The 13924-nt window shown below is 71.4% G+C and carries 11 protein-coding genes; 5 read left to right on the top strand and 6 right to left on the bottom strand.

Annotation, left to right across the window (positions count from 1 at the left end; all coding sequences use genetic code 11):
* The 4 genes from B0W88_RS22975 to B0W88_RS22960 all read left to right on the top strand — a co-directional run.
* Positions 1-1081: DNA polymerase IV (locus B0W88_RS22975; protein ID WP_083748999.1), on the top strand; the 1081-nt coding region annotated here is incomplete at its 5' end.
* A 185-nt stretch (positions 1082-1266) separates the two neighbouring features.
* A complete protein-coding gene (locus tag B0W88_RS22970; RefSeq protein WP_077036954.1) occupies positions 1267-1971 on the top strand; it encodes a PEP-CTERM sorting domain-containing protein in 705 nt (234 codons plus the stop codon).
* Positions 1972-2048: 77 nt separating this feature from the next.
* Positions 2049-2966, top strand: coding sequence for a LysR substrate-binding domain-containing protein (locus tag B0W88_RS22965; protein WP_077036955.1), 918 nt, complete (start codon positions 2049-2051; stop codon positions 2964-2966).
* Positions 2967-3054: 88 nt separating this feature from the next.
* Complete coding sequence (locus B0W88_RS22960) at positions 3055-4209, top strand: alpha-hydroxy acid oxidase (RefSeq protein ID WP_077036953.1); 1155 nt, start codon at positions 3055-3057, stop codon at positions 4207-4209.
* Here B0W88_RS22960 and B0W88_RS22955 read toward each other — a convergent pair.
* The 6 genes from B0W88_RS22955 to B0W88_RS22930 form a co-directional block, all read right to left on the bottom strand.
* A complete protein-coding gene (locus tag B0W88_RS22955; RefSeq protein WP_233151817.1) occupies positions 4197-5492 on the bottom strand; it encodes an MFS transporter in 1296 nt (431 codons plus the stop codon). The two genes, B0W88_RS22960 and B0W88_RS22955, sit on opposite strands and share 13 nt — an antisense overlap.
* Positions 5489-6229 (bottom strand): MerR family transcriptional regulator, encoded by a 741-nt coding sequence (locus B0W88_RS22950; RefSeq protein ID WP_077036951.1) that lies wholly within the window; start codon positions 6227-6229, stop codon positions 5489-5491. The genes B0W88_RS22955 and B0W88_RS22950 overlap by 4 nt, the downstream gene beginning before the upstream one ends.
* 55 nt (positions 6230-6284) lie before the next feature.
* Positions 6285-7109, bottom strand: a complete 825-nt coding sequence (locus B0W88_RS22945) for a phosphodiester glycosidase family protein (RefSeq protein ID WP_077036950.1) — start codon at positions 7107-7109, stop codon at positions 6285-6287.
* Positions 7106-8401 (bottom strand): serine hydrolase, encoded by a 1296-nt coding sequence (locus tag B0W88_RS22940; protein WP_077036949.1) that lies wholly within the window; start codon positions 8399-8401, stop codon positions 7106-7108. Before B0W88_RS22940 ends, B0W88_RS22945 begins: the two co-directional genes overlap by 4 nt.
* Positions 8401-10572, bottom strand: a complete 2172-nt coding sequence (locus B0W88_RS22935) for a S46 family peptidase (RefSeq protein ID WP_077036948.1) — start codon at positions 10570-10572, stop codon at positions 8401-8403. The genes B0W88_RS22940 and B0W88_RS22935 overlap by 1 nt, the downstream gene beginning before the upstream one ends.
* A gap of 85 nt (positions 10573-10657) precedes the next feature.
* Entirely contained in the window at positions 10658-11920 is a 1263-nt protein-coding gene (locus B0W88_RS22930; protein WP_077036947.1) for a glutamate carboxypeptidase, read from the bottom strand.
* A gap of 59 nt (positions 11921-11979) precedes the next feature.
* Between B0W88_RS22930 and B0W88_RS22925 the strand changes: the two genes are divergently transcribed.
* Positions 11980-13924 (top strand): AAA family ATPase (locus B0W88_RS22925; protein ID WP_077036946.1); only part of this gene is annotated, 1945 nt, incomplete at its 3' end.

The following is a 13924-nucleotide window of genomic DNA, read 5'->3' as shown; positions in this document are numbered from 1 at the left end:
CGGCACCCGCCGCTACTTCCGGCTGCGCGACTACACCGGCCGCGGCGTCGTCACCACCTCCACCTACGCCGCCCGCGACCTGGGCGTGTTCTCGGCCATGGGCCTGATGAAGGCCGCGCTGCGCGCGCCCGACGCCATCCTGCTGCCCACCGACTTCGACGCCTACCGCCGCTACTCGCGGCTGTTCAAGGCGGCCGTGGCCGAGGTGGCGCCGGTGATCGAGGACCGCGGCGTGGACGAGATCTACATCGACCTGTCCGACGTGCCCGGCATCCGCGAGCCGGTAGGCCACGACCCGCTGGGCGGCGTGCGCTCGGTGGCGCGGGAGATCAAGAACTCGGTGCTGAAGGCCACCGGCCTCACCTGCTCGATCGGCATCACGCCGAACAAGCTGCTCTCCAAGATCGCCTCCGAGCTGGACAAGCCCGACGGCATCACCCTGCTCACCGCCGCCGAGCTGCAGACGCGCATCTGGCCGCTGGCGGTGCGCAAGATCAACGGCATCGGCCCGAAGGCCGGCGCCCGGCTGCAGGCGCTGGGCATCGAGACCATCGGCCAGCTCGCCGCCACGCCGCTCGCGCAACTGCTCGAGCACTTCGGCCAGAGCTACGGCCACTGGCTGCACGAGGCCTCCAATGGGCGCGACGACCGGCCGGTCGTCACCTACAGCGAGCCCGTCTCGATCAGCCGCGAGACCACCTTCGAGCACGACCTGCATGCGGTGCACGACCGCGCCCAGCTCAGCGCCATCTTCACCCGGCTGTGCGAGCAACTCGCCGGCGACCTGCAGCGCAAGGGCTACGTTGGCCGCACCGTGGGCATCAAGCTGCGCTTCGAGGGCTTCGTCACGGTCACGCGAGACCTGACCCTCGACGCCCCGATCGACGACTTCGCCTCGCTGCGCCATGCCGCCGGCCAATGCCTGAAGCGGGTGCCGCTGGACAAGCGGCTGCGCCTGCTGGGCGTGCGCATCGGCAAGCTCTCGCATGCCGGCGAACGGCAGGCCGCGTCGTCGTCGACGCGGCGCTCCGCCGCGGCGGGCGAGCCCACGCCGGCGCCCGAGAACCTCGAGCTTTTCTGAACCCTATCAAAAGTGTCGATCGGCTTTACAAGGCATCTTCCGGTCCTGCGAGATCGTGCGCAAACCGCCCCAAATCAGTGGTAAATCATTGATTTTTATAGGAAGCCCCCCAACACTTCGGGATTGGCACCGTGTTTGCTTACTGACCGCCGGCTGATGTAGTACCTAACCCGAGGATCCGAGACATGACCAAGACGATCACCACACTGGGCCTGCTGCTGGCTGCCACAAGCGCCTTCGCCACCCCGATCACCCCGAGCTACGACACCTTCGGCAAGCTCGACGGCGCCACCTATGGCGGCTCCGGCATCCCGAACGATCCGTCGGCCATCAGCTATGTGATCAATCCGACGAGCGGCGCCACCGACGTCACGCTCGGCATGATCGCCACGCCGCGCTTCAGCAGCCCCGCGCTGACCAACAACGGCGCCGGCGTCTTCTACGCCACCAACGGCGCCTTCACGCCCCCGCCCGGCGGCGACACCAACTACGCGCTCTGGAACTTCGACTTCTATGTCGGCGGCCCCAGGGCCTCGGCCTACACCTACAAGCTGTTCTACGACATGGATCCGGGCGCCGACACCGACGACTCGGCGATGGGCGTCATCACCATCTCCGGCCGCCAGCTGCCGTCCAACCCGTACCAGGACTCCTGGAACCTGGGCATGAATTTCCTGACGGTCGACGGCGGCGCCGTCAACGCGCCCGACTACCTGAACTTCGACCCGGGCATGCCCGGCGAGTACAGCTTCGCGCTGGTCGCCTACAGCGACGGCCAGGAAGTAGCCCGCTCGGCCATCATCGTCAGCGTGCCGGAACCGGCCAGCATCGCGCTGGTGGGCGTGGCGCTGCTGGGCGCCGGCATGGCCGGCCGCCGCCGCCGCAGCTGATCTTCCCGCTTCGGCTTCATCAGGAAACGCCCGGCGCCGCCGGGCGTTTCTCATTGGACGGGCGCTACAGTGCCGCGATGGACACGCTGCGCTTCCCCTCGATCGACGGACTGCTCGCCTTCGAGGCCACCGCGCGGCTGGGCCAGCTGGAGCGAGCCGCCGAGGAGCTGCACGTCAGCGCCAGCGCCGTCAGCAAGCGCCTCAGCGCGCTGGAGGACCTGCTGGGCACGCCGCTGTTCACGCGCAACCCGCTGGTCCTGACCGCCGCCGGCAAGGAATACCTGGAGCAGGTGCGCCAGGCGCTGGGCCTGCTTGCGGCGATGCCGCTGCACCGGCGCGAGCAGCAGCGCCGCGAGCGCCTGCGCATCTGCTCGCCCCCGACCTTCGCGCGCCAGATCCTCGTGCCCGCCCTGCCCGCCTTCAATGCGCTGCGGCCCGAGCTGGAACTGGAGCTGGTGCTCAGCACGCCGTACTTCGACGAGAGCGCACCGGCGGCCGACGTCGAGATCCGCAACGGCCGCTTCGACGACAGGGAGGGTCAGGTCTTGATGCACGACCGCGTGACGCCGATGGCCGCGCCCTCGCTGCTCGCCCGCCTGCCCCCGCTGGCCACGCCGGACGACCTGCTCGCCCATGCGCCGCTGCTGCGCACGCCGCTCGAACCCTGGCTGCCCTGGCTGCGCGCCGCCGGCCTGGGTGAGGCGCAGGAGCCCGTCGAGGGAAACCGTTATGTTGACCTGGGCCTGACGCTGGAGGCCGCCGCCTGCGGCCACGGCGTGGCGCTGGCCCGGCCCAGCCTGGCCGGCCCGCTGCTGCGCAGCGGCGCGCTGCGCCGGCTGTTCCCGCGGATCTCGGTGCCCGCGGCCAAGCACTACGGCCTGGTCCGCCATGCCGCGGACAGCGCCGGTGCCGCGCACTTCGAGGCCTGGCTGCGCGCCCACTGCCGCCGCCTGCTGCTCGATGACGATGACGACGGCGATGGCGATGGCGCGTGAAGAATCTTCAGCCGGCGGCTGAACACAATTCCGACCCACGCCGCCGCCGCGCCGCTAGCATCCGCGGATCCATTCGCCACACCCGCCCATGCCCGCTCCCATCACCTGCATCGAAGACCTGCGCGTCCTGGCCCAGAAGCGCGTGCCGCGCATGTTCTACGACTACGCCGACTCCGGCAGCTGGACCGAGTCCACCTACCGCGCCAACGAAACCGACTTCCAGCCGATCAAGCTGCGCCAGCGGGTCGCCGTCAACATGGAGGGCCGCAGCACCGCCACGCAGATGATCGGCGTGGACGTGGCGATGCCGGTGGCCATCGCGCCGACCGGCCTCACCGGCATGCAGCACGCCGACGGCGAGATCCTTGCGGCCAGGGCGGCCGAGAAGTTCGGCATCCCGTTCACGCTGTCGACGATGAGCATCTGCTCGATCGAGGACATCGCGGCGCACACCAAGGCGCCCTTCTGGTTCCAGCTCTACGTGATGCGCGACCGCGGCTTCATCGAGCGCCTGATCGACCGCGCCAAGGCCGCGAAATGCGGCGCGCTGGTGCTGACGCTGGACCTGCAGATCCTCGGCCAGCGCCACAAGGACATCAGGAACGGCCTCTCCGCCCCGCCCAAGCCCACGCTGGCCAACCTCATCAACCTGGCCACCAAGCCGCGCTGGTGCCTGGGCATGCTGGGTACCAGGCGGCGCCAGTTCGGCAACATCGTCGGCCATGTCAGCGGCGTCGAGAACATGGGCTCGCTGTCCGAGTGGACCTCCAAGCAGTTCGACCCGCAGCTCAGCTGGGCCGACGTCGAGTGGATCAAGAAGCGCTGGGGCGGCAAGCTGATCATCAAGGGCATCATCGACGTGGAGGACGCGAAGCTCGCCGCCGCCTCCGGCGCCGACGCGCTGATCGTCAGCAACCACGGCGGCCGCCAGCTCGACGGCGCCGAGTCCAGCATCCGCGCACTGCCGGCGATCGTCGACGCGGTCGGTTCGCGCATCGAGGTCCACATGGACGGCGGCATCCGCTCCGGCCAGGACGTGCTGAAGGCCTATGCCCTCGGCGCGCGCGGCACCTACATCGGCCGCTCGATGCTCTACGGCCTGGGCGCCATGGGCGAGGCCGGCGTCACCAGGGCGCTGGAGATCATCCACAAGGAGCTGGACATCACGATGGCCTTCTGCGGCCGCACCAGGATCGCGGACGTCGACAAGAGCATCCTGCTGCCGGGCACCTACCCGGCCTGATCGTCCACGTCGCGGATCGGCGTCAGCACGGCGCCTGCGATCACCACGACGATCAGCGCCGCCCCGCCCGCCGCGAACAGCGCGGCCGGGCTCAGCACCCGCAGCGCCGCGCCGGCGGCCGCGGTGGCCAGCGGCGTCAGGCCCATGATGATGAACAGGAACAGGCTCATCGTGCGGCCCAGCATCGCCGGCGGCACCCGCTTCTGCATCCAGCTGAACACCGCCACCCGCACGAAGCCCAGCAGCAGGCCCAGCGGCGCGAGCAGCGCCACCGCCTGCCAGGTCTCGTGCACCAGGCCCAGCGCGGCGAAGGCCAGGCCGGCCAGCGCGTCGATGGCCAGCATGGTGCGGCCCAGCGTGCCTAACCTCCAATCCGGACGCATGCCGGACAGCGCCATGCCCGCCAGCACGCCCGCGCCGTTGGCCGCCAGCAGCAGGCCCAGCGAGGCCGCGCTCCCGCCCGGCAGATGCTGGGCCAGCACCGGCAGCGCCACCGAGACCGGCCCGCCCGCGAAGCAGGCCACCGCCGCGAAATACAGGCACACCGCGCGCAGCGGCACATCGGCCCAGAAGGCGCGCGCCGCCTCGGCCACGTCGGCCAGCAGGCCGCCGCGCGCAGGGCCGGCCTGCGCAGGGACCAGCACGCCCTTCAGCGCCAGCACCGTCGCCGCCGAGAAGGCGAAGCTCGCGCCGTCGACACCGAAGGCCAGCGCGAGCCCATGCGCATCCGGCAGTGCGGCTCCGCCGTGATGCAGCGCCGCCACCATGCCGCCGGCCAGCAAGGGCCCGAGCAGCATCATCAGCTGGCCGGCGCTCATCAGCAGGCCGTTGGCCGGCCGCACCAGCGCCGGCGGCAGGCAGCGCGGCAGCAGTGCGCTGCCTGCCGGGTGGCTGAAGGCGGTGGCCAGGCCCATCAGCAGCGCGAAGGCGTTCACCAGCGGCAGCGTCAGCCAGCCGCCCTGCAGCGCCAGCGCCAGCAGGGCCAGCAGCCCGCCCTGCACCGCCTTGGACGCGACCAGCACCGTGCGCGGCGAATGGCGGTCCACCAGCGCGCCGCCGATCAGGATGAAGACCGCCCGCGGCACCGCCAGCAGCGCCAGCACCACGCCCAGCGCCAGCGGGTCGCCGGTGAGCTGCAGCACCAGCCAGGGCAGCGCCGTCAGCGTGAACTGGTCGCCCAGCAGCGAGACGGTGCCGCCGGCCAGCAGCAGGCGGAAGTTGCGGTCGGCCCAGAGGACGCCGCGGCCGGCTGCGGCGCCGGATGCCATCGTCGTTGCAGTCATGCCTGAGTCTCCTTGCGGGCGGCCTCGACGGCCTTGTCCAGGAAGTCCAGCAGTTCCAGCGTGAAGCCGGACCCCTTCAGCAGTTCGGGCTCGGCGGCGAACATCGCGCGGCCCTTGCGGCGCATCTCCTCGCTGTCGGGCATGCCGCGGGTCAGCTCGATCCATTGCAGCGCCACCGGGCGCACGGCCGGGCCGGCCGGGTCGGCGCCCTGGCCGGCCAGCTTGCGCATGGCGTCAAGCAGGGCCTGATAGGCGGCGCGGAAGCGCGCGATCCCGGCCTCGCCCAAGGCCTCCTGGGCCTGGCGCACCTGCTCCAGTTCCTCTTCGCTGAACCAGCGCTCATAGCTGCGCCGGGCGGTCATCAGGGCCAGCAGGTGGTCGGTCAGCTCGGGGCCGCCGGCGCTGGCGCGCGCGTGCACGCGGCGCAGCATCGCGAGCAGCTTCTGCTGCCGGCCCAGTTCGGCCTCGGCCTGGGTGATCTGCCGGGCCAGCAGCTCGGCCAGCGGCGGCGCCTCGGATCCCAGCAGCGGGGCGATGTCCTTCAGCGCCAGGCCCATCTGCTGGTAGGCGAGGATGCGGTGCAGGGTCTGCACGTCGGCATCGCCGTAGCGGCGGTAGTTGTTGCCCTCGCTGCGGCCGCTGGGGCGCAAGAGGCCCAGCTTCTCGTAATGGTGCAGCGCGCGGACGGTGATGCCGCTGCGCCTGGCGAGCTCGCCGACGGTGTATTCGTTTGCCATGGAGCGCGATGATGAACCCTGACGTAGCGTCAGGGTCAAGCGTCGCGCTAACGAGTTACTTCAGCGGCATCTGCTGGCGGACCAGCAGCGCGTTGGCGACGGCCCGCATCGCCGGCTCGTTCAGCGGGCGGGCGTTGATGCCCTTGCCGTCCAGCCACAGCGTGCTGCTGCCGCCGCCGTCCAGGTTCAGCGCCGTGCGGACGCCCAGCTGCTGCTGCATCACGCCGGCCAGCTCGGCCAGCGTCAGGCCCGCCACCGGCGGCCGGCGGCCTTCGGCGACGACAAGGAACATGAAACGGCCCTCGGCGTCGAGGCCCACCGCCGTGCGCGGATGGGGCTTGGCGCAGAAGCCGGCGTTGCTGCAGGCGGCGTCGTCGGCCGGCGTGCGTGCGCGGCCCTCGTCGACCAGCCAGGGCTTGCCGGCCACCGCGGTGCGCCAGCGCGGCTCCGGATGGGCGAAGGGGCCGTGCAACCGGATCTCGCAGCTCGGCACCACGTCGCAGACCAGCAGCGGGCTGGTCTCGGTCTCCAGGCGCGCGAGCCAGGTCTCGCCGTTGCTGAGGGTCCAGCCGACCGGGGTGTAGTCCTTCGTGAAGAAGGACGCGTTGACGCCGGCCAGCGAGTCGATCGCCGTCTGCATCTCGCTCATCGGCTCGCCACGCTCGGCCTGGGCCGACAGCAGCACCTGGATGCCCGGCGAGCGCAGGTCCACCCGCAGCACGTGCACGACGCTGTCCTTCAGCGGCGAGAACTGCAGATAGGCCAGGCCCGGCGTGCGCTGCTGCCAGGCCAGCGGTGGCTGCGAGGGCCCGACCTGCGCACAGGCCGCCAGCAGCAGGGCCGCGGCCACCATCGCGAGGCGCTTCATCATCGTCTTCATGCCTGCTTCTCCAGCGCGGCCGTCCACAGCCGCTGGTGCACCTGTTCTTCCCAGGCCGGGTAGCTCGAATAGCGGCCGCGGTTCGTGCCCGGCTCGGCCGCGTGGCCGCCGATCACATAGACGATGCTGGCCTGGCTCGCCGGGTCGAACATCAGCCCGGCCTGCAGCCCGTAGCTGAAGCCCAGATGGCCCCAGGCCTGCAGGCCGCCCTCGGCCACGAGCCGGTCGCCCCAGTGCGGCGCGCTGCGGTCGATGTAGTGCTGCAGGCCCAGGCCCCAGGCCTGGAACTCGCCACCCAGGTTGTCACCGTTCTTCGCCGCTTCGTCGAAGCGCCAGAGTTCGGTGGTCATGGCGCTGACGCTCGCTTCGCTGAGGAAGCGGCTGCCGTCGGCCAAAGCGCCGCCCCTGGCGAGCATCGCGGCCACGGTGCCCAGGTCTCGCACCCGCGTGCGCAGCCGGCCCTGCGGACCGAACAGCGAGCCGTTGCTGCCCAACGGGTAGCCGGCCAGGCCCTCCATCGGCTTGGGCGGTTCGGCGCGGAAGTCGTCGGCCTGGGCGATCCAGGGGCCGGCGGCGTTCCAGCGCTCGGTGGCGGGATCCTGCTTGCGGTACAGCGTGGCCACCTGGGCGAGCTGCTCGGGCGCCAGCTGGGCCGCGTCGTAGCCGCCCTGCATCGCCAGCGGACCCAGCACCTGCTGCTGCATGTACACGTCGAAGCGCTGGCCCGAGGCGCGCTCGATGACGGCGGCCAGCAGCCCGTAGGCGAGGTTGCTGTACTGGAAGTAGCTGCCCGGCTTCGTCTTCGCCCAGCAGTCCGGGCGCGCCAGGAAGGCCGCCATCGTCTGGCCGGCCGGGACGTAGAGCTCGCCTGCATCGGTCAGCGAGCTGGTATGGCTCAGCAGCATGCGGGTGCTGATGGCCGCGTCCGGGAAGTTCGGGTTGCGGGCGATGCCGATGTCCGCCTCGAGGTCGAGCCGGCCGGCGTCGACCAGCCGCATCACGCCCAGGCCCAGCACCAGCTTGCTGATCGAGGCGACGCGAAAGATCGTGTCCGCGTCGATCGGCAGATCCTTCTTCCCCGACGCCGCGGGCGCGATCCAGCGGCGGCCGAACTGCGCCTCGTAGAGCACCCGGCCCTGGCGCTGCACCAGCACCGACAGGCCCGACAGCGGCGTCAGCGGGTCGTCGACCAGCGCCTGCAGTTCCTGGCCCAGCTCGATGCGGCGCAGGCCGGGCGCGCAGCCCGACGCCAGCAGTGCCGCGCCAAGCGAGACGAAGGCGCGGCGGTCCATCACTTGATGTCCATTTCCTTCAGCAGGCGGTCGGCCTTGTCCACCACCTTCATCGTCCACAGCATGTAGCGCGCATCCAGGCAGATGCTGCGGTTCATGCGGTCGTTGTAGTCCCAGCTGGCGATCACGCCGTCCAGCGTGCCGTCGAACAGCAGGCCCACCAGTTCGGCCTTGCCATTGAGCACCGGCGAGCCGGAGTTGCCGCCGGTGGTGTCCAGCGTGGCCAGGAAGTTGACCGGCACCGATTCCAGCGAAGCCACCTGGTAGCCGCCGAAGTCGCGCTTCCTGATCGCCGCCAGCTCGGTCGCGGGCGCGTCGAACTCGCCCTCGCCGGTGGCCTTGGCGGCGATGCCGCGCAGCGTCGAGAAGGCTTGCCAGGCTTCGCCGTCGCGGCCCGGCGTGCGGCCGGTGACCTTGCCGAAGGAGACGCGCAGCGTGCTGTTGGCGTCGGCATAGGCGATCTGGCCCTGGCTGGCCTTGAAGGCGATCTGCGCGGCCATCGTGTTGGCATAGGCCTGCTGCAGGCGGCCGGCGAGTTCCTTGTCGCGGGTCTCGCGGCGCTCGTCGTCGGCATACAGCGCCACGGCGGCGCCGACGAAGCTGTCGTTGCTGGCTTCCAGGCCCTGCAGCGGGCGAGCCAGCCACTGCAGGCGCTCGGCCATGCTCTTCAGCTGGCTGCCGGCGTAGAGCGCGTCAAGGCGCGCCTTGATCGCCGCGGCATCCATGCCGGGCGCCACGCCCAGCGCCTTCAGGAAGGCGCCGTTGAGCTGCTCGGCCGGCAGGGTCAGGTATTGCCCCAGGAAGTGGGCGACGACGGCCTTGTCGGTCGTCTCGTCATAGCGGCGGTCCAGCGCCTGCAGGCCCTGGCGCAGGCGCAGCATGTCGCGCTCCTGGTAGCCGCTCTTGCGCTCGGCGTCGGGCTTGGCGCGCTCATGGCCCAGCTGCACCAGCGTGCGGGCGGAGTTCAGCAGCGCCGGCGAGGTGAAGCGCAGCAGGAACTCGCTGCGCGCGGTGGCCTGCTGCTGGGCCAGCAGCTGCTCGACCTGCTCGATGTCGGCGGCGTAGAGCGCGCGGCGCTTGGCATCGGCCATCACCCACTTCTTCATCGCGGCGAAGTCCTGCTGCTTGCGCGCGAGGATGTCGCTGCCCTGGTAGCTGGCGTCCTGGCCCTGGTAGTTCTTCAGCGTGTTGTTCAGGCCCTTGACGCGGTTGGCCATCACGATGGCGGCGTCGGGGCGCTTGTCGGTGGCGGCGGCGATGGCTTCCAGCTCCTCGCCGTAGGCCTTGATGATGGCGGGCTGCAGGAAGCCGAGGTTGAAGTCGGCCTCCGAAGGCAGGCGCAGGCGGTTGGTGCGGCCGGGGTAGCCGGCCACCATCACGAAGTCCTGGTCCTTCAGCGGCGTGGAGGCGATCTTCAGGAAGCTTTTGGGCTGGTAGGGCTTGTTGTCGGGGCTGTAGTCGGCGGGCTTGCCGTCGCGGCCGACATAGGCGCGGAAGTAGCCGAAGTCGCCGGTGTGGCGCGGCCACATCCAGTTGTCGGTCTCGCCGCCGAAGTTGCCGATACCGCCGGCCGGCGCATAGACCAGGCGCACGTCGCGCACTTCCATCTGCTTGATCAGCTGGTACTGCAGACCGCCGAAGAAGCTGTTGACATTGCAACGGTAGCCGGGCTCGGCCTCGCAGGCCGCCACCAGCGCCTTCTCGTTCTTCTCCATCGCGTCGATGCGGGCCTTGCCCTGCAGCTTCGCGGCGGCGGCGTCGATGACCTGCGCGCTCACGTCGCTGGCCTCGACCGTCACCAGCACGCGCGTGCCTGGCGCCGCGGGCAGCTCCTCGGCCAGCGAGTTGGACAGGAAGCCGTTCTTCATCAGGTCGCGCTCGGGCTTCGAGTTGTACTGCAGGCTGCCGTAGACGCAGTGATGGTTGGTCACGACCAGGCCCTGCGGCGACACGAAGGAGGCCGAGCAGCCGCCCAGCGAGACCACGGCCGACATCGGGTATTCGGTCAGGCTGGCCAGCTTCGCCGGGTCCAGCGTGAGGCCCGTGGCCTTCAGCGGCCTGGCCAGCTGGGGCAGTTGCTTGGGCATCCACATGCCTTCGGCGGCATGGGCGGATTGACTCAGAACAGGTCCGAGAGCAAGGGTCAGGGCAGCCAGGGCGAAGCGCTTCATGAGGACGGGTCCAGCACGGGAGATTTTGCGAAGGCGCGACGATACACCAGTGCCCATCGGGCCTGACTTCCGTAACCCTGGGTTTCTACGGAGTGCCGGAGACCAGCTGGATCACCCTTGCAGCGAGGTACAGCCGCGGCACGATCGAGCTGGCCAGCACGTACTCGTTGTCGCTGCCGTGCGCCCCCGCGCCGCGCAGGCCGAAGCGTTCGATCACCGGCCCCTTCGCCTTCACCGAGGCGAAGCCCGCATCGGTGCCGCCGCCCTCCGCCTGGTCGTCCACGTTCAGCAGCAGGCCCAGTTCCTCCACGTAAAGTTCCTTGGCCCGTGCGCCCAGCGCCCGCGAGGCCTCGGTGGCTTCCAGCGGCGGGCGGCGGCGCTCGAACTTCAGCGTCACCTGCGCCTCGGGCAGCAGGTGGAACTGGATGCGCTCCTGCATCGTCTTCTCCAGTGAGAGGTAGTCGCGCAGGCGCAGCGAGCGGATGTCGGCCTCGGCCGTGGCCAGCGGCGGGACCATATTGCGCACCACGCCGGCCTTGGCCATGGTCCAGTTCAGGCGCAGGCCGATCGCCGGGTCGGTCAGGTCGCGCATCTGCAGCACCTGGTGGGCCATCTCGTAGAGCGCGTTGACGCCGTCCTGCGGGGCGCCGCCGGCATGCTCGGCGCGGCCGTAGACGGTCATCGTCGCGGAGGCGATGCCGGCGGTGGCCAGCGAGAGCTTGTCATTGGAAGCGCCCGAGCCCTCGAAGGACATCACCGCGTCGGCCTGCGCGGCCAGGCGCATCAGTTCCTCGCGCGAGCCGGGCGAGGAGATCTCCTCGTCGGCGTTGAAGAGCACGGTGATCTCGCCATAACGGCGATAGTCGACTGACTTCAGCATCGCCAGCACATGCAGCACCACGGCCAGGCCCTGCTTGTCGTCGGCCACGGCGAGGCCGTAGATGCGGTCGTCCTGCTGCTTGAAGGGCTGCCGCGCCAGCGTGCCCTTCGGGTAGACGGTGTCCATGTGCGCGATCAGCAGCAGCTTCTTCGTGCCGGTGCCGCGGAAGACGGCGCGCACGCTGCGGCCGGGGCGCTCGGGCGTGTCCTCCATCCGGTAGACCTCGCCCAGCGGCAGCAGCTCGACCTCCCCGCCCAGCGCGCGCAGGCGCGCCGCCAGCAGCTCCGCCATCCGCGCCAGGCCGGCCTCGTTGCGGCTGTCGCTCTCGATATTGCAGAACTGCTCGAGGCTGGCCACCAGCAGCGGCTGCTCGCGCTGGGCCGCCGCCAGCAGCGCCTCGTCGGGACCGGCATGGGCCAGCGCGGCAGCGCCGCAAAGGAGCACGGCAAGGAAACGTGAAAGGTGCATCGCGGGATTATCGATACGTAAACTGACCGGACCTGGACCCGCCCGCGGAGGCCTCATCCATGCACGAGCTCGTCGAGCGCGACATCCCGCTGGCCCGCCTGCAGGCCTTGCGACGCGAGGCCGCGGCCGGGCAAGGCCGCGTGGCCCTGCTGGCCGGCGAGGCCGGCATCGGCAAGACCAGCCTGCTGCTGCAGATGCTGCGCCAGCCGGACGGGCAAGCCGCCGGCCCGGTCTGGTGGGGCGGCTGCGATGCGCTGCAGACACCGCTGCCGCTGGCGCCGCTGCTGGATGTGGCGCGCGATGCCGCTCCCGCCTTCGCCGCGCTGCTGGACGGCCCGCGGCCCGCGCTGTTCGATGCGGTGCTGGCCGGGCTGCGCGCGGCGCCGCTGCTCTTCGTCGTCGAGGACGCCCACTGGGCCGACGAGGCCACGCTGGACCTGCTCAAGTTCCTCGGCCGCCGCATCGCCGGCACCCGTGCCCTGCTGATCGTCAGCTACCGCGACGACGAGCTCGGCGCCACCCATCCGCTGCGCCGGCTGCTCGGCGAGCTGCCGCAGGCGGAGCGCATCGAGCTGGCGCCGCTCACGCCCGCGGGCGTCGCCCTGCTGGCGCGCCGCGCGCTGCGCGATCCCGCGGCGCTGCACGCCACCACGCAGGGCAACCCCTTCTTCGTGACCGAGCTGCTGCGCCACGGCACCACCGAGCTGCCGCGCAGCGTGCAGGATCTCGTGCTGGCCCGCTTCGCCCGCCTCGGCGCCGGGGCCCGGCAGCTGCTGGGCGCCGCGGCGCTGGTGCCGGGCCGCATCGAGCGCTGGCTGCTGGCCGCCGTGCTGCCGGACCTGGACGCACTGGCCGAGACGCTGGACTCGGGCCTGCTGCGCACCGACGGGCCCGAGGCGCTCGCCTTCCGCCACGAGCTGGCGCGCACGGCGATCGAGGCCACGCTGGCCGGGCCGCAGGCCCTGCATGCGCGGCTGCTGCAGGCCCTCGCGGCGCACGGCGGCGTCGCACCGGCCCGGCTGGCGCACCACGCCCTCGGTGCCGACGATGCCGCCGAGATCCGGCGCCATGTCCCGCTGGCCGCCGAAGCCGCGTTGGCCCGAGGCTCGCTGCGCGAGGCGGCGCGCCACTACCGCGCGGCGCTGGCCCATGCCGAGCCGGCCATGCTGCCCCGCTGGCTCGAGGCCTTCGCCGACCTGGGTCAGCGCATCGACGCGATCGACGAGGCCATCGCCGCGCGCGAGCGGCTCGATGCCCTGCTCGACGGCCAGCCCCAAGGAATCCGCGCGCTCAACCTCTCGCGGCTGGCCATGATGTACGTGCACATGAGCCGCAATGCCGAAGCCGATGCGGCGAGCGCACGCGCCATCGCGCTGGTGCAGCAGCACGGAGGCAGCCCGTCAGGCGCCACCGCCGCCGTCTACGGCACCGAGGCGGCGCTGCGCATGCTCAACCGCGAGTGCGAGGCCGCCGTCGACTGGGCGCGCCGTTCGCTCGCGCTGGCCGGGGGCGACCGGCTGCGCCAGCTGGCCTCGCTGAGCACGCTGGGCACGGCGCTGATGTTCCTGGACTACGACGCCGGCTGCCGCCAGATGCAGGAGGTGCTGGACCTGGCCCTGGCCGAGGGCCATGCCCCGATCGCCGCGCAGGCCCTGATGAACCTCGGCTCCGCCGCCGGCGAACTGATGCGTTATGCCGACGGCATGGCCTGGCTGCGCCGCGGCGCCGACTTCGCGGCCGAGCGGGAACTGGACGCCGCCGCCCACTACGCCCAGGCCTGGCTGGCGCTGTGCTGCCTGCAGTCGGGCCTGTGGGACGAGGCCGGCATGCGGGCCGCCAGCGTGGTCGACCGGCCCGCAAGCTCGGCGATCAGCCGGCTGATGGCGCTGCTGGCGCTCGCGCGGCTGCGCATCCGCCGCGGCGACCCGGGCGCCGAGGAGGCGCTGGACGCCGCCACCGCCCTGGCCGCCGGCACGCTGCAGCGGATCGCCCCGGTGCGCGCGG

This window comes from Pelomonas sp. KK5 (assembly GCF_001984095.1).
GTDB lineage: Bacteria > Pseudomonadota > Gammaproteobacteria > Burkholderiales > Burkholderiaceae_C > KK5.
Note: the sequence above shows the minus strand (reverse complement) of the source record. Positions and strands in the feature narration are given on the sequence as shown.